We start from the raw sequence: 16,883 nt of genomic DNA, 5'->3' as shown, positions 1-16,883 counted from the left end.
CTTTATGTGCAGAAGAATAGTCATGGCATGAGCAACGCGTTATCATGTTCGTAGTGGAATTATGAGATGAACTATGAAAATCGTTGCAGATGAAAATCTGGCATTTACTGAGTATTTTTTTACCGAATTTGGTGAAATAAAGCAAGCGGCAGGTCGAACATTGACCCATGAGGATGTCAAAGAAGCCGATGCATTATTGGTACGATCAGTGACTCAGGTAAATGCAGAATTAATTCAACAGACCGCACTCAAATTTGTCGGTAGTGCTACGATTGGAACAGATCATTTAGATATTACCGCTCTAGAAAAGCAGGGCATTGCTTGGTCAAATGCCGCAGGTTGTAATGCACAAGCGGTTGCTGAATATGTGATTACTGCATTGCTCTACGTTAAACCTGAATTGTTGAATGCAAATGAACAATTTACCTTGGGCATCGTTGGCTTAGGTAATGTCGGTTCACGTTTAGCCGTCATGGCAGAATTATTCGGTTGGAATGTCATTGGCTATGATCCATTTGTGCAATCTGATCAGGTGAAACAAGTTGAATTTGCAGAACTGTTAAAAAATGCAGATGCGATTAGTATCCATGTGCCACTAACTAAAGTGGGGGAATATCCAACCTGTCATTTAATTAATGCTGCTGCACTTGCCGCTATGAAGCCTTCAGCGATTTTGATTAATTCCGCGCGTGGGCCAGTGGTCGAAGAAGCTGCCTTAATTGCCGATATTCAACAAACTCAGCGTAAAGTGGTCTTAGATGTTTTTGAACATGAGCCAGAGATTTCAGCAGCGTTGTTGGATTTAATTTACGTGGTGACACCCCATATTGCAGGCTACAGCTTGGAAGGTAAAGCACGTGGCACACAGATGATCTATGAAGCATTCTGTCAAACTTTCAATCAACCGATAAATAAAGCTTTTGAAAGTCAGTTACCCGTTTGTGAGCAGTATTTTACTGGTGCTGACTTTAAGACGGTATTACAGCGTTACTTAAAAGATATTTATGATATCGCTCGTGATGATGCCAACTTACGTGCTTGCCTAAAAGACGGCAAGGTGGATCAAAAAGCCTTTGATTATTTACGTAAAACCTATCCTTTACGCCGTGAATGGGCTGCACATGGAGGCCCAGCAGCATGAGCCAAATGAACTTTCAACCGAGTTGTGAACTCACTGCACTTCGTGCACGTGCCACGATGTATGCTCAAATTCGCCAGTTTTTTGCGGCACGTGATGTTCTTGAAGTAGAAACACCTGTACTTTCACAAGCGGGTGTCACCGATGTGCATTTAGCATCGGTACAAGCTCAGCGTCATGTGAATGGTCAAAAGCAAACGCATTATTTGCAAACTTCACCTGAATTTGCCATGAAGCGTCTGTTGGCAAGTGGCAGTGGGCCTATCTACCAAATCTGTAAAGTTTTCCGTGATGATGAACATGGACGTAAACACAACAGTGAATTCACCATGTTGGAATGGTACCGTCCGGGTTTTAGCTTAAAAGACTTGATGTTTGAAGTGACTGACCTATTGAATGAAACTTTGAAACAGCGCTTTGGTGAAATTCGTCCGACTATTTTGAGCTATAAGCATGCCTTTATGGATCGTTTGGATTTGAACCCGTTACAAGCTTCTTTACAAGATCTAAAAGATTGCTGTCGTCGTGTGGGGCTAAGCTTAGATTTGGGTGAAGACCGTTTAGGCTATATCGATTTATTGTTTTCGCATTATGTTGAGCCGAGCCTCGGTTTTGATACGCCAGTGTTCCTTACTGATTTTCCACCGGAAATGGCTTCTTTGGCGAAAACCCGTGTGGACGAAGATGGGGAGTTGGTTGCAGCACGATTTGAGCTGTATATCGAAGGTTTAGAGTTAGCGAATGCTTATGATGAACTGATTGATGCGGATGTTTTACGCAGTCGTTTTGAGGCAGATAATGCAGAGCGCGCTAAACTTGGGTTGCATGTGATGCCGATTGATGAATATTTGCTTGCTGCATTACCGCATATGAGCGAGTGTGCAGGTATAGCCTTAGGTATTGATCGATTGCTAATGGTGGCTATGAATCAGCTAAAGCTTGAAAAAGTCATTAGTTTTCCAGCAGCTGTGTCATAAGTGAACTGAATAGCTGCTGTCTATAAATGCTTATACATTTTAGACAGCAGCATAGCTTTCAAATTTAAAAAGGCCTATCAACGTATAGATTGTGATTTAGCGATAATATGTCTAAATATTTATAAAAGATGCAATTTAATTACAGCAGAGTAGCTCAAATTTTATATAAATTATCAATGTCACAATAATAAAAAGAGTAATAAAGGCTATTTCAAGACCTTTATTTCTTTGAATTTTTTTATGATAGAAAACAATGCTGAGTGGGGAAAGAAAAAAGGAGACAATTATCGCCCACAGCCAGTTTAAATTTGGGCTTCTATCAATACTCCCGTCATTCTGTGTAGTCCAGTCTTGATGTGGATGAATAAAATCCACAGCAGCGCTCGCTAATAGAAAAATATTAATATAAAACATAACTCCCAAAACTATATAAAAAGGAATAGAGCTTATAAATGAACGCTTAATTATTAAGGAGCCTAGGGCTAACATTCCAAAAAATATCATGATGAGCTGTGGCAAACTTTTTAAAAGGGTTTGGGTAAAGCCCATCCCTACTAGGAGTCCGCAAAAGACAATAGCAATCAATATATTGGAAAGTTGTTTCTTCATTATTTTTATTCTTTTTACCAGTCTTAAATTGGGTTGAGTATCAGTATTTAATTTTCAGAGATGACACTAGATTATTTCAATTTTTCATTTATTTCAAAATACTTCGGCAGGCTTAACAGCAATGATGAAAGTCAATCCTCTCATTTCTGAGAGGATTTATTTTAAGCTGTAGGCGTGTTATGGCCGAGTTCATGCTTGAATTGTCCGATAGCTTCAATTCGTTTCTGAATCAACATTTCACCAATATCAGGGCCTTTCACATCTGAAGGTAAATCAGAAGCCTTAATATTACGAACCACCTGCATGGCATCTAAAACGTATTGAGCTTGCGGATAGGCACGATCCTCTAAACCTAAGCGACCACGTGAATCACATTCACAGGCTTGTACAAAGGCCTCTACGCGTTCAGGACGGCGTAATACATCCATACGTTGTAACAGACGCCATAATGTTCCCGGTTTTAAACTCAGAGCTTGATGGCATTTTAAATGCTCTTTACACACTGAGATGGCCAATTGTTTGGTATTGGTGGGAACTCGCATACGGTCACAGATTTCGGTAACAGGTTTTACCCCACGCTCTTCATGCATGATATGGCGCGGTAACTCATCTACTGGAGTGAGTGCTTTACCCAAGTCGTGTACCAGTACAGCAAAACGAACATCCAAAGAATAATTTGCACGACACGCTTGTTGTAGCGACATCATGGTATGAATGCCACAGTCTATTTCAGGATGATATTCAGGACGCTGTGGAATACCGTATAACGCATCAATTTCAGGGAACAAGACTTTTAAAGCGCCACAGGCTCTTAATACCTCAAAATATTCATCTGCGTGGTCTTCCATTAAGGCACGAGACGTTTCCTTCCATACACGTTCAGGTGTAAGGGCTTCAAGCTCGCCAGATTTGGCAAGCTCTTGCATCAGTTCCAATGTTTCATCAGCCACTTTAAAACCTAAAGCTTTATAACGTGCCGCAAAACGTGCAATACGCAAAACCCTTAATGGATCTTCGACGAAGGCATCAGACACGTGGCGAAGGACACGCTGTTCTAGATCACGTTGACCGCCATAGGGGTCATAGACATTACCTGCATCATCCATCGCTATCGCATTGATCGTGAGGTCGCGTCGAATGAGATCTTGCTCGAGTGTGACATTGACGTCGGTATAAAATTCAAAGCCATGATACCCATGTCCAGACTTACGTTCTGTACGGGCTAAGGCATATTCGTCTTTGGTCTCTGGATGAAGAAAAACAGGGAAATCTTTACCCACAGGTTGATAACCTTGAGCAAGTAATTGTTCCGGCGTTGCACCGACAACGACATAATCTTTTTCGTGATAGGGGTGCCCGAGCAAGTGATCTCGAACTGCACCGCCTACTAAATAAACTTGCATGAAAAAACCTCTATTCTTAGAGCAATCATGCTACAGAACAGAGGTTTTCTCAAGTCACAAAGTGTGTTCAGGTCAACTAAATTAGAGTGCTAATTTTTCGTTTTCTTGAATCTCTGCAACAGTTAATGCAGTCATATTCACTAAACGGCGTGTTGTCGCTGTTGGCGTTAAAATATGAACAGGTTTTGCAGCACCCAAAAGAATTGGGCCAATCGTCACGTTACTGCCCGATGTTGATTTCAACAAGTTGAACGAAATGTTCGCTGCATCCAGATTTGGCATAATCAGCAAGTTCGCAGAACCTTTAAAACGTGAGTTCGGGTATGCGAAATGACGAATATTTTCATCCAGTGCGGCATCACCATGCATTTCACCTTCAACTTCAAGTTCTGGTGCAATTTCTGACAAAATATCATAAACCTTACGCATTTTTTGTGCGCTAGGATCATTTTGGTCAGAACCGAAACTTGAGTGAGAAAGCAATGCTACACGCGGTGTAATACCAAAACGGCGTACTTCTTCAGCCGCTAAAATAGTCATTTCAGCCAGCTGTTCAGCTGTTGGATTACGATTAATGTAAGTATCGGCAATAAACAAGTTACGATCTTCAAGCATCAATGCATTCAGCGTGAAGAAGTTATTACGGCCTTCTTTTAGTCCAATCACATTGCTGACAAAGTCTAAGTGAATGTCATAGCTAGAATAAGTACCACATAACATACCGTCAGCTACACCATGACGAACCAGCATTGCCGCGATAAGTGTTGAGCGACGACGTGCTTCACGCTGAGCGTATTCAGGCGTTACACCTTTACGCTGCATGATGCTGTAGTAATCATCTGCAAACTTATCGTAATCAGGATTTTTCTCTTGATCGACGATAGTAATGTTCACGCCGTCTTCAAGGCGAAGGCCTAATTTCTTGATGTTTGCTTCAATGACTGCTGGACGACCGACAAGAATTGGTTTTGCCAAACCTTCATCAACAGCAATTTGTACTGCGCGAAGTACACGTAAATCTTCACCTTCAGCATAGGCAATGCGTTTTGGATCAGTTTTTGCTTGCGCAAAAATTGGTTTCATCATGAATGCAGAGTTATAAACAAACTCAGACAAACGTTGACGATACGCAGAGAAGTCTTGAATTGGACGAGTTGCAACACCTGAATCCATCGCTGCTTGTGCAATTGCAGGTGCAATCTCAAGAATCAAACGTTGATCTAATGGGCGTGGAATGAGGTAATCACGACCAAATGAAGCAGATTTTTCACCATACGATGCAGCGTCTGCTTCAATGTGCGCCATGCGAGCAATCGCATGTACACACGCAATCTTCATCTCTTCATTAATCGTGGTTGCGCCCACATCTAGTGCACCACGGAAGATATAAGGGAAGCAGAGCGCATTGTTCACTTGGTTTGGATAGTCTGAACGGCCTGTTGCCATAATCACGTCTGGACGCGCTTCATGTGCATGTTCAGGAAGAATTTCAGGGTCTGGGTTAGCAAGGGCAAAGATAATCGGATCTTTCGCCATAACTTTAACCATTTCTTTGGTCAAAATACCTGCTGCTGAAAGACCAAGGAACATGTCCGCACCTTCCATTACATCAGCAAGCTGAGAGCCTTCGATGTCTTGAACATATGCCTTTTTCGACTCATCCAAGCCTTCACGTTTAGTCGTCAATAAACCACGTGAATCTGCCACAACGATGTTTTCTTTTTTCGCGCCAAGTGCACAAAGTAAGTTCAAACATGAAAGGGCAGCAGCACCTGCGCCAGAAGCGACAATTTTGATTTCTTCAATTTTTTTGCCATTGAGTTGAAGTGCATTCAGTAATGCAGAACCCACGATGATTGATGTGCCGTGTTGGTCATCATGGAACACAGGAATATTCATGCGTTCACGAAGTTTTTGCTCGATGTAGAAACACTCTGGGGCCTTGATGTCTTCAAGGTTGATACCACCGAAAGTAGGTTCTAATGCTGCAACGATATCTACGATTTTGTCTGGATCGTTTTCAGCAATTTCAATGTCAAAAACATCAACACCAGCGAATTTTTTGAATAGAACGCCTTTACCTTCCATAACAGGTTTTGACGCTAGAGGACCAATGTTACCTAAGCCCAGTACGGCTGTACCGTTACTGACTACAGCAACAAGATTACCGCGCGCTGTGTAAAGTGCAGCAGTAGATGGGTCGCGTTCAATTTCTAAACAAGGTGCAGCGACACCTGGCGAGTATGCGAGGGCTAAATCGTGTTGGTTGACCAATTGTTTGCTTGGTGTAACGCTGATTTTCCCCGGAGTTGGAAATTCGTGATAATACAAAGCCTGCTGTTTTAAAGATTGATCGTCCATCTGTATCTCGATTGTGTTTTGTTTATCCAATATAAAGCTGCAATGCTTGCTTTATCCGCTTGAATATAACATTAGTTGCACAGTTGGGACAGTCGAAGTCGCGTCTTTTTCAGACAATCTTATAGCTCAGGCATAGTGACTTATATTAAGTAAGTATAAGCAGGCGAAGAGATATTATTTTCAAGGAACACGGTTGCCTCTTCTTGTGGCAGTGGCTTAGAGAAAAAATAGCCTTGAGCAATGTCACATTCTAAGTCTTGTAGATACTGTAACTGCTGTTCAGTTTCAATCCCTTCAGCGACTACCGTCATGCCCATCGCTTTACCCATGGCAATCATGGCACTAACGATGGCTAATTGTTTATTTTCACCAATTTTAGAGATAAAACTGCGGTCTATTTTTAAGATATCAATTGGAAAATCAGCTAGATAGGATAGAGATGAGTAGCCAGTGCCAAAATCATCAAGTGAAATATTGATTTTACGTTTTTTTATTTCGTTTAATAGTTCACGTACTGAATCTAGATTTTCGACCAAAGAAGATTCTGTAATTTCCAGTTCCAGACTGGCACCATCAATTTGATTGGCATCTATCGCTTCATCTAGATCATTTAATAATTGTCCACGGCGCAGTTGCTGCGCAACAATATTGACGGATACACAAATATTTTGATAACCCAAATTATTCCAAAAGCGAATTTGCTGCGCGGTTTTTTGCAGGACAAAACGCCCGATATCGGAAATTAAACTGGTTTGTTCTGCTAAAGGAATAAATAAGCCCGGTGGTATTAAGCCTTTTTCAGGATGATTCCAACGCACCAAGGCTTCAAAACCGTAAATATTTTTATCACGGAAATTAATCTTCGGTTGGTAATACACCACCAGCTCATTATTTTGAATGGCTTTACGCAAGTCGCGTTCCAAGAAGATACCTTGTTCTAATAATGCAGTATTTTCATTGGAATAATAACGTGTAGTATTGCCTCCCAAATTTTTGGCTTCGCTCAGCGCTTGTTCCGCACAGTTATTTAGATAATCTAGCTGACGGCCATGCTCAGGGTAGAATGCTACACCCATAGATAAGGTGATGACATGATCTTGGCCAAAAATATTAAATGGAATGCTAAAGGCTTTATTGATGCGTTCACAATGCTCTTGCACAGAAGGGCGGATGTGTGAAATTTCATACACAATCGCAAAATCATCGCCATTTAAGTGTGCGACAAACAGAGCTTCGGCATTGGTTAGACGTAAACGCTGTGCGACTTGGCGTAACAGCTCGTCACCACCATTGTTGCTGAGATATTCATTTAATGGACGGAAACGGTCGATGTTTAAACGAATGACAGCCAACTGTTTAATCGAATCTTGCTGTGAAACTAAATATTGATGCAGTTGATAGTTGTAATAAAAACGGTTCGGTAAATCCGTTAAGGTGTCATAGTTTTCTAAATAAGATAATCGTTGTTCTTGCAATTTACGTTCGGTTAAATCTGAGACAATTCCAATGTAATGGGTGACGCGGTTTTGATCATCAGTAATCGCATTAATATGCATCCACAGCGTCAGTTCTTTACCTGAAAGAAATTTTTCGTGCAATTCACCATCATACTCACCAATTTTCAGCACTTGCTTAATGATCGAATAGTGCATACTACGTTGAATTGATTTGTAATTTGCAGTGATATCAAAAAGATGTTTACCAATAATTTGGTCGTAGTTAAAGCCGGTTAATTGTTCGTAAAACGGATTGACTTCGATATAGCACAGCTCTTCATTTAAAATGAAAATCCCTTCAGCAGCTTGTTCGAGTACACTGGCTGCAAGTTTTAAACGTTCCTGAGATGTCCGTTCTTGATGGATATCACGTCGAATACCGACCATGCGCAATGGCTTACGATTATTTGGATCGCGTTGAATGACCCGTCCAATATCATGTACCCAACTCCATTTTCCTTGACTGTTTTGAATCCGATAGGTGGCCTCATAACGGTCTTTAAATCCACGTAGATGTTGAATCATCGCTGATTTAAAATGTGGGATATCATCAGGATGGATCACATGTTGTAACTGTTGCTGATGCTCTTTCGAATGTCTAAGGGTTTTTTCTTGCTTATAGTTGGTGACAACGATTTTACGGTCTTTGATATTCCAATCCCAAGGACGTAAACCGGCGATTTCATGCGCAAGGACTAAATTGGCTTGTTGGTTTTCTAAATCCTTGTTCATTTGCTCAATGTCGAAGGTCCGCTCTTTAACTTTCTGTTCAAGGATTTGGTTACCCAGTTGTAGCTGTAATTCGATGTCTCGTGATTTGTTGACTTCATCTTGGAGCTGCTGACACAGTTCATCAGTCCATTTGACTTGTTGCTTGGCACTATCGACCAGTAGGTTATTTTTAGCATGTAAAGTCGATACACGACGATGAATTCGATATGACGTCATGGCGCACATTAGAATCACAATGAGCCCAAAATTAATACTCAGGCTAAATAAGTGATTTGAACCATCTAAGAAAAAGAACTGTGCAATCAGATAAGGCACGATAGACGGGATAAAGGCTAAACAAAAATAATTAAGTTTTTGCGTCAAATAGGTCAAACCAAAGGTTTGCGTCACGATCAAGAGTAGGGCAGAGAGTGTCAGGGCTTGAATTGGTTCAAAGCTTTGATTGGTCGCAGGTAAATAATAAAAAATTAAAAAAATACCGCTCGCAATCAGTGTGCCGACAGAAAAACACTGAAATTGTAGCCAACGATGCGCAATCATCAGTGAATATTGTTCAGGTTTAAAATAAACGGTGCTGATCAGCCAGCATAAACTGACAAAAACTTCGGTAAAAATAAACCAAATATTAAAATACAAAGATGGCGATTTATAAAAAATTTGATATATCGAAAAAATATATAAGCAAATAATCAGGATACTGACTAAAAAATAGCGGCTATGGCGAATCGTGTTCGCAATTTGAGCAGTATGATTGTACTGCTTGATATATTCATCTTGTTTATACGTCATGAATATAAAAACCCTGCCTTAACTAAATCTAGATCGTTGTATTTGTATTGTTCCTGAGAGTATTTGTTTATTCTTGGTAACAAATCATTTGTTTTTATTGACTCTAGGGTAATTGCGTTACAAATAAAAAGCAATATCAAGGATGCCATCATTGATGCTTTCAGATGAACTATCGAGTAAAAATTAAATAAATTTATAATTTAAAATTGAAAGTGCAACTACAGGTGCAGTTTCTGTGCGAAGGACACGTTCACCGATACACCAGTTCACGAAACCTTTCTCATTTGCTGCGCTGATCTCTGCTTCGCTCAAGCCACCTTCAGGGCCAATCAGTAAGGCAACGTGCGGGTCAGCATCATCTAATACATCAACTTCATCTTTATTGGGTGCGAGCACCAATTTTGTTGTCGGTAGGTCACTTTCCAACCATTTTTCAAGGGAAAGAGGCGGAAGTACTTTAGGAACAATGTTGAGTCCACACTGTTCGCAAGCAGCAATAGCGATGCCTTGCCAATGGTCAAGTTTCTTTTGATCACGATCGTACTTCAAACGCATCTCACAACGTTCTGAAGTGAGTAGTTGAATTTCAGAAACACCGAGTTCCACCGCTTTTTGAATCGCATAATCCATGCGGTCGCCTTTGCTCATCACTTGACCCAATAGTGCCGTAAAATGTGGTGTGCGATTGCTTGGATTGAATTGCAAAACTTGGACGGCAGCCGACTTTTTAGCGATTTCAACCAATTCAACATGGTATTCGCCACCTTGCCCATTGAACAAAGTGGCTGTTTCGCCCACTTGAGCACGTAAAACTTTTACCCAGTGATGAAACACTGTTTCCGTTAATTCAACAGTCGTATCAACAGTTAAATCAGCTTCAATATAAAAACGTGGCATTAAAGTTTTACTCTCAAATAGGTCGAAATGTCTTATGCTAGACCGAGGTCTTTCACAAGTTGGCGTGTAGGGTCAGTGGTGTTCATGGTATAGAAGTGCAAGCTTGGCGCACCACCAGCAATCAGGCGTTCGCAAAGTTTTACAATCACTTCATGACCAAAGGCTTTGATTGACGCTGTATCGTCGCCATAAGTCGCAAGCTGTTTGCGAATCCAACGTGGAATTTCTGCACCTGTACCATCAGCAAAGCGAATTAAATTACTTGCATTGGTAATAGGCATGATGCCTGGAGCGACAGGAATGTTCACGCCTTCTTTTTGAATGCGTTCTACAAAGTAGAAGTAGGCATCTGGATTGAAGAAGAACTGTGTCAAAGCTGCATTTGCGCCCGCATTGGCTTTATCACAGAAACGTTTGATGTCGAGGTCAAAGCTGTCTGCTTGAGGATGCATTTCTGGGTAAGCTGCAACTTCAATTTTGAAGTGATCGCCAGTGTGCTCACGGATGAAACGCACAAGATCTGTTGCATAAGGCAATTCGCCCAAGCCCACTTGACCAGACGGCAAGTCGCCGCGCAGCGCAACAATACGGTCAATGCCTTGCGATTTATACAAATCTAGCAATTCAGCAATACGTTCTTTGCTGTCACCAATACAAGACAGGTGAGGGGCAACCGGTGTGCCTTTACCGTTGAAATCATTCAATGTAGACAAAGTGCGTTCACGGGTAGAACCGCCTGCACCGTATGTTACAGAGAAAAATTCAGGATTGAGTAATTGAAGTTCTTGGTGTACAACTTTAAGTTTTTCCGCGCCCGCATCAGTTTTGGTCGGGAAGAACTCAAAGGAAATAGGAATCTGTTTTGACATGTTCAAATCCTTTTTTATAAATACTATTTGTTTACCCTCTCCCTGACCTCTCCCAAAGGGAGAGGAGTATTCATTACTGAATTATGCAGGGTTAAACACCCAGCTTATTAAATTGATAAGATTTTAATCCTGAATACAATTTAACGAAGCTGTCACCCTCTCCATCTGGGAGAGGGATGGGGTGAGGGTCAATTAATATTTATAAGCCTCAGCTTTGAACGGGCCTTCAACTTGAACACCTAGGTAGTCAGCTTGTTCTTGAGTTAAAGTCGTCAATACGCCACCGAAACCTGCAACCATTGCTGCAGCTACTTCTTCATCTAATTTCTTAGGAATAAGTTCTACGCGGATTGCAGCTTGTTTTTGATCTTCAGGAAGATCAGCAAATTTTTCAGCGAATAGGTGCATTTGACCCAATACTTGGTTAGCAAAAGAACCATCCATAATACGTGATGGGTGACCAGTTGCATTACCAAGGTTCACCAAACGGCCTTCTGAAAGAAGAATAAGGTAATCATTTTCATTTTCTGAACGATACACTTGGTGAACTTGTGGCTTAACTTCAACCCACTTATAACCACGTAAGTAATTTGTGTCGATTTCAGTATCGAAATGACCGATGTTACAAACTACAGCGCCAGCTTTTAATGAATCAAGCATTGCAGCGTCACATACGTGGTAGTTACCAGTTGTTGTTACGATCAAGTCAGTATTTTGAAGAAGATCAAAGTTGATGTCTTCTTTCTTACCCGTTTGAATGCCATTTTTATACGGAGCAACAACTTCGAAACCGTCCATGCATGCTTGCATTGCACAGATAGGGTCAACTTCAGTGACACGTACAATCATGCCTTCTTGACGAAGTGATTGAGCAGAACCTTTACCTACGTCACCATAACCGATTACAAGTGCACGGCGGCCAGATAAAAGCATATCTGTACCACGTTTGATGGCATCGTTTAGTGAGTGACGGCAGCCGTATTTGTTGTCGTTTTTAGACTTAGTGACAGAGTCATTTACGTTAATCGCTGGAACTTTTAAAGTACCGTCGCGGTGCATTTCGTAAAGACGTTGAACACCTGTAGTGGTTTCTTCTGTAATACCGTGGATTTTAGCAATCACTTCAGGATATTTTTCGTGAACAAGCGCAGTTAAGTCACCGCCATCATCCAGAATCATGTTGGCATCCCAAGGTGTACCGTTCACATTGATTTGCTGTTCAAGACACCACATGTATTCTTCTTCAGTTTCGCCTTTCCAAGCAAATACAGGAATACCCGCAGCAGCGATTGCAGCAGCAGCGTGGTCTTGAGTAGAGAAGATGTTGCAAGAAGTCCAGCGAACTTCTGCACCTAATTCAACTAGAGTTTCAATTAAAACTGCAGTTTGAATGGTCATGTGGATACAGCCAAGGATTTTCGCACCAGCAAGCGGTTTAGCCGCTGCATAGCGTTTGCGAAGACCCATTAGGGCTGGCATTTCTGCTTCTGCAAGTTTGATTTCTTTACGGCCGTAGTCAGCTAGTGAAATATCGGCAACTTTATAATCTGTAAATGAAGCATTAACCGCGTTCATCACGATCTCCTTAATAAAAACAATTGATCATTCAGTTCGCGGATGCCGTTGTTGATTGGAACGAGTGTCCAACCGAATCGTCGAGCCTAGCGATCTTATATTTAGTGCCTATAAGAAAGTCGCAGCATCCCTCGACTAGGGCAGTATTGTACTTGGAAATAGAGTGAGTTCCAATCAAAAATTGGTTAATATGTAGATGAATAATCTGATAATAAAAAGATAATAACGTACATATCATGAATATATTAAAATTTAATATTTTCCTAGTTTTACTCGTATCTTCACAAGCTGTCTCAGCAAGGCGAGGCGACTTTTCACCACAAGATATTTTTTTTCTGCCTTTAATTTTGATTGGGTTTTTATCCTTATTTAAATTTTCAGGTTTTATTGAAAATTATACAAAAGGCTTAAATTTAACCCTTAGAGTAGTCATAAAAGCAGTGAGTTTTATTATTTTGATTGGCATCATTGCCCTTATAATTATCGGGATAGGGCTAATTTCTGAGTATATTCCTGAAAAATGGTCGATGATATTCTAGTGCAATTTTAAATATAAAAAACTGGAAGCTAATAATGAAAAAATTAACTGCATTCATATGCTTGTGTTTTTCAGCACTAACATATGCCAACGATTCAACAGGCTATGTGGCAACGGGAGGGGTGCAGTACCTTAAAAATAAAGACATTCAAATGTTCAGGGAAGACCTATTTATTAGTAAAAAAATGATCAAGGTCGATTATCAGTTTAAAAATCTGAGTAATAAAGACGTGACTGAAACCATACTCTTTCCACTGCCAAAAGTTGAAAACTTCTTTGAATCTGATTTTGCCAATACTGAAAAATTGCTAAAAAGTTTTAAAGTTCAGGTGAATGGAAAAATGATTCAGCCTGAAATGCATGTGCGCACTTTTATTCAAAAAGATGAAAAAACAGCCCCGATTGATATGACGGAGAGTTTTAAGCAATGCGGGTTTACGGAAAAAGACATGCTGAATCCGTGGAGCAGGCAAGATGTTGAATATGAAACTTTTGAGAGAAAGCTTAGAAACTGTAAAAATGCAGCGCTGCAAAAAGTTTTGCCCAAAGATCCGAGTGAAGTCATTTCATGGTCATCTCAGGTAATTTACAGCTGGAAGCAAACTTTTAAAGCCAATGCGCTCACACGTGTACAGCATCAATATGCACCGCTGGTGGGCGGGTCTGTGGCTTTATATCCTGATGAATATAATCAAAGTTATTGTATGGATCAAAAGTTTAAGGCAGGACTTAGAAAGGCCAAATCACAGCATGCACCATTTCAAGCACTGGGCTATATCTTAAAAACTGGCGCCAATTGGGCAAAGCCTATTCAAGATTTTAAACTGACTATCGAGCGTGATGCAGGAGAGCTGGTTTCTTTTTGCTGGGCAGGTAAAGTGAAGAAAATCAGCGCTACGCAGTTTCAAATGGTTGAAAAGAATTTTGTACCGAAACAAGATTTGGACATTATTTTTGTGAGTAAACGTCCGTCATAAGACACAATCCAGCAAGAGATATAACCAAAGTAATGAGCCTAGAAAAATTTAAATCATATGCTGCATATTTCTTGGGAATGTGTGCCTGTTTATATGGTTGTTATACTTTTTTCTATGAAAATGACAAATGGCATTTGTTGCTGTTTTCAATAATGTTGTACGGCTTGCTGTATGCAGTATTTAGATTTATCAGCAAAAAATCATGGAGCTGGTTGTGTCATGGCCTCAGTTTTATTGTTTTGTATAGCACTGTTTTAGCCATATTTTTTAGTTCAAGTTTTTTACAAATTAAAGAATTTCAACTGACTCATCCCAACTGGATTTTGGCAGATCAGGTTCAGATTAATCAAGTTGAAATTGATGATTATAGGCACAGGCGTTCACTGCAATATGCGTATACGCGAGCGCAATACCAATACATGCTGAATGAGCAAATAAGTACAGGTGTTGCAGATAAACTTGACCCGCAATATATGCTTTGGTTTCTTGAAACGTCGCAGGATTTAAAAGTCAGAGCAGCACTCAAAACTGAGCATGCAATACATCAGCAGCAGTATTCAGTGTATGTAAATACTCAAAATCCGAATCAATCACGATTTTTTCTTAACCAAGACTATTTTGAACTTCGTAATTCAGGGTTTGCATGGCTGATTTACGGCCTTCAAATGCTGTCCTTGGTTTTAGTTCTTATCGTTGTCATTTTGCTGTGGGATGCCTTTTCTGATTCGAAAGAATCTAAGACCGCTAAAAAAAGTAAGACTAAGCCTAAGGCAAAGGTGTAAAAAGCTAAACCTGATATGGAGTAAACATCTTCGTCCTAAAAAACTTCTGCACTAGGGATAAATTTTTTTTGATGCGGCATAACTATGTTTATAAAAATTGCCGTACAAATTGCGCTGATTTGTTTATTATCACTGCAGATTTAAGTTGTGAGTTCTTATTATGTCTTTGGAAATGCCTGAAGAATTAGCCAATCTTGAAGCCAATGGCGGCATTTATGCGGTGTGGATGTTGCTGCAGCACTTAGGTATAGATGCAGATATTCAGCAACTCATCGAAGTTTGTGCTTATGACGCTGACCATGGTACAACAACCATTGGTTTAGCCGTTGGGTTAAAGAAGTTTGGCTTCCAAGTAAAGTTTTACACAGAGCATGACCCTGAACTGCAAGACAGTGAAAAGCGCAGCTATGCGGAAGCGGATCAATTGGCACTGCCAATATTGCCCGCAATTGGCTATGCACAAATTAAGCAGGCTTTTGAAAAAAATCAGTTTGTGATTGTCTATTACGACACCCTAGAGGGCGTGGGGAATCATTCTTTGGTGTATGACATTGACGAAACAGAAATCAGTTTCTTTGACAGTTTTGATGCCATGCCAGCAGAGGTATTTGAACAGCAGCGTGGAGCAGAAGGCATTTGCCGACAAGTGATTACTGTAGATGTAAATGACTATGTGGCGAGCTGAGCCATTTTGTTAAAAGCAAAAAGCCCATCATGAGATGGGCTTTATTTTTTAGAAAATAATTGGATTACTGCTCAGCCACATTGGCTTTTTCATTCCAAAAATCTGCTTTTTCTTCATCAGCGTCGATGCCTAAGCCATTGGCATAAATAAAGGCTAAGTCACGCATGGCTTGAACTTCACCTAATTTTGCAGATTGTTCAACCAGTTCAATGGATTTAGCAACATCTTTTTCCACCACATCGCCGCGACGGTAAAAATTGGCCAATTCTAAAATTGCAGCAGGATGGTCATGTTTTGCCGCTTGTTCTAACCAGCAGTGTGCATGCTCAAAATAGGTATTAGATTCTTCAGGATCTTCTTCGAGCATATCTTTGGCATAGACTGCATAACCTTCACCCAGCCAATACATCGCTTCTACATGACCTAACTGAGCTGCTTTGAGTGCCCATTCTTCAGCAAGTTCAACATGCTCATCATTTTCACTTTGCATATAAATTTCAGCCAGTTCAAATTGAGCATCTTTATTGCCTGCCATGGCGCGGTTATATAAAGCAGGAGAGATCGAAAGTTCAGACATGTGTAATCCAAAAGAGCAGAATAGGCATAGCCTAATCGGTTGGCATGAAAAAAGCCAATCCGAAGATTGGCTTTCAATGTTTAGAGAAGCTTGTCTAATGAATTAAAATTTCAATAACACTGCTGACAATACAAATACGACAACCAATGCACCAATAATTTTCCAAAAGTATTCAGCGATATAACTAATACATAGTCCGACAAATAAAGCCGCAATAGTCAGAGCGCCAAACCAATAACTGATGTTATTGCTCGGCGTGCCAAGTGAGAGGCAAAGTAGTAAGGCGATGATCAATAGCGCCCAGCCGACTAGCGTGGCTAAGCGTGTTTGGCCCACACTTAACTCTTTGCTCTCTGTACACGACAAAAATAGATAACTCATTGAAATAATGTCACAATAATTGTTTTCTAACGACGAATACTATGACACATCTCAATGAGTTATATCTTATCTTAAACAAATCTCTAAAATGGAACAA

The 16,883-nt window shown here is 40.5% G+C and carries 15 protein-coding genes; 6 read left to right on the top strand and 9 right to left on the bottom strand.

Features of this window, described 5'->3' with window-relative positions; genetic code table 11:
* Window positions 1–73: 73 nt before the first annotated feature.
* Window positions 74–1,141 carry a 4-phosphoerythronate dehydrogenase gene (locus FTU62_RS02335; protein ID WP_180101743.1) on the top strand — a complete coding sequence of 356 codons (1,068 nt, stop codon included), beginning with the start codon at window positions 74–76 and terminating at the stop codon, window positions 1,139–1,141.
* A gap of 5 nt (window positions 1,142–1,146) precedes the next feature.
* Window positions 1,147–2,115: an EF-P lysine aminoacylase EpmA gene (epmA, locus tag FTU62_RS02330; RefSeq protein ID WP_373684210.1), complete on the top strand. Its 969-nt coding sequence runs from the start codon at window positions 1,147–1,149 to the stop codon at window positions 2,113–2,115.
* A 135-nt stretch (window positions 2,116–2,250) separates the two neighbouring features.
* Here the strand turns inward: epmA and FTU62_RS02325 are convergent, their stop codons facing one another.
* The 7 genes from FTU62_RS02325 to ahcY all read right to left on the bottom strand — a co-directional run bounded on the left by FTU62_RS02325 (window position 2,251) and on the right by ahcY (window position 12,846).
* Window positions 2,251–2,724, bottom strand: coding sequence for a hypothetical protein (locus FTU62_RS02325; RefSeq protein ID WP_111883903.1), 474 nt, complete (start codon window positions 2,722–2,724; stop codon window positions 2,251–2,253).
* Window positions 2,725–2,885: 161 nt separating this feature from the next.
* Window positions 2,886–4,127, bottom strand: a complete 1,242-nt coding sequence (locus FTU62_RS02320; RefSeq protein ID WP_180101742.1) for a multifunctional CCA addition/repair protein — start codon at window positions 4,125–4,127, stop codon at window positions 2,886–2,888.
* A gap of 81 nt (window positions 4,128–4,208) precedes the next feature.
* Complete coding sequence (locus FTU62_RS02315; RefSeq protein WP_111883905.1) at window positions 4,209–6,488, bottom strand: NADP-dependent malic enzyme; 2,280 nt, start codon at window positions 6,486–6,488, stop codon at window positions 4,209–4,211.
* Between the two features lie 140 nt (window positions 6,489–6,628).
* Window positions 6,629–9,505, bottom strand: a complete 2,877-nt coding sequence (locus tag FTU62_RS02310; RefSeq protein ID WP_180101741.1) for an EAL domain-containing protein — start codon at window positions 9,503–9,505, stop codon at window positions 6,629–6,631.
* A gap of 183 nt (window positions 9,506–9,688) precedes the next feature.
* Entirely contained in the window at window positions 9,689–10,402 is a 714-nt protein-coding gene (locus FTU62_RS02305) for a 16S rRNA (uracil(1498)-N(3))-methyltransferase (RefSeq protein ID WP_111883907.1), read from the bottom strand.
* Between the two features lie 32 nt (window positions 10,403–10,434).
* Window positions 10,435–11,271: a methylenetetrahydrofolate reductase [NAD(P)H] gene (gene metF, locus FTU62_RS02300; protein WP_168378282.1), complete on the bottom strand. Its 837-nt coding sequence runs from the start codon at window positions 11,269–11,271 to the stop codon at window positions 10,435–10,437.
* 192 nt (window positions 11,272–11,463) lie between these two features.
* Complete coding sequence (ahcY, locus tag FTU62_RS02295; protein ID WP_180101740.1) at window positions 11,464–12,846, bottom strand: adenosylhomocysteinase; 1,383 nt, start codon at window positions 12,844–12,846, stop codon at window positions 11,464–11,466.
* Between the two features lie 236 nt (window positions 12,847–13,082).
* Between ahcY and FTU62_RS02290 the strand changes: the two genes are divergently transcribed.
* The 4 genes from FTU62_RS02290 (at window position 13,083) to FTU62_RS02275 (ending at window position 15,828) form a co-directional block, all read left to right on the top strand.
* Window positions 13,083–13,385, top strand: coding sequence for a hypothetical protein (locus FTU62_RS02290; RefSeq protein WP_180101739.1), 303 nt, complete (start codon window positions 13,083–13,085; stop codon window positions 13,383–13,385).
* 34 nt (window positions 13,386–13,419) lie between these two features.
* On the top strand, window positions 13,420–14,361 hold the full coding sequence (locus tag FTU62_RS02285; protein WP_180101738.1) for a DUF4424 family protein: 942 nt from the start codon (window positions 13,420–13,422) through the stop codon (window positions 14,359–14,361).
* 152 nt (window positions 14,362–14,513) lie between these two features.
* The gene (locus FTU62_RS02280) at window positions 14,514–15,143 is read left to right on the top strand and encodes a hypothetical protein (protein WP_180093716.1); all 630 of its coding nucleotides are present in this window, start codon (window positions 14,514–14,516) and stop codon (window positions 15,141–15,143) included.
* A gap of 160 nt (window positions 15,144–15,303) precedes the next feature.
* Window positions 15,304–15,828 carry a cysteine peptidase family C39 domain-containing protein gene (locus FTU62_RS02275; RefSeq protein ID WP_180101737.1) on the top strand — a complete coding sequence of 175 codons (525 nt, stop codon included), beginning with the start codon at window positions 15,304–15,306 and terminating at the stop codon, window positions 15,826–15,828.
* A gap of 64 nt (window positions 15,829–15,892) precedes the next feature.
* On the opposite strand, the gene FTU62_RS02270 is transcribed toward FTU62_RS02275, so the two are convergent.
* Both FTU62_RS02270 and FTU62_RS02265 read right to left on the bottom strand, forming a co-directional pair.
* The gene (locus tag FTU62_RS02270) at window positions 15,893–16,405 is read right to left on the bottom strand and encodes a tetratricopeptide repeat protein (protein WP_180101736.1); all 513 of its coding nucleotides are present in this window, start codon (window positions 16,403–16,405) and stop codon (window positions 15,893–15,895) included.
* A 102-nt stretch (window positions 16,406–16,507) separates the two neighbouring features.
* Entirely contained in the window at window positions 16,508–16,741 is a 234-nt protein-coding gene (locus tag FTU62_RS02265) for a DUF3325 family protein (protein WP_373886316.1), read from the bottom strand.
* Window positions 16,742–16,883: the final 142 nt, after the last annotated feature.

Source organism: Acinetobacter sp. YH12126 (assembly GCF_013418745.1).
GTDB lineage: Bacteria > Pseudomonadota > Gammaproteobacteria > Pseudomonadales > Moraxellaceae > Acinetobacter > Acinetobacter amyesii.
The sequence above is the reverse complement of the archived record's forward strand: the minus strand, read 5'-3'. Positions and strand labels throughout refer to the sequence as shown.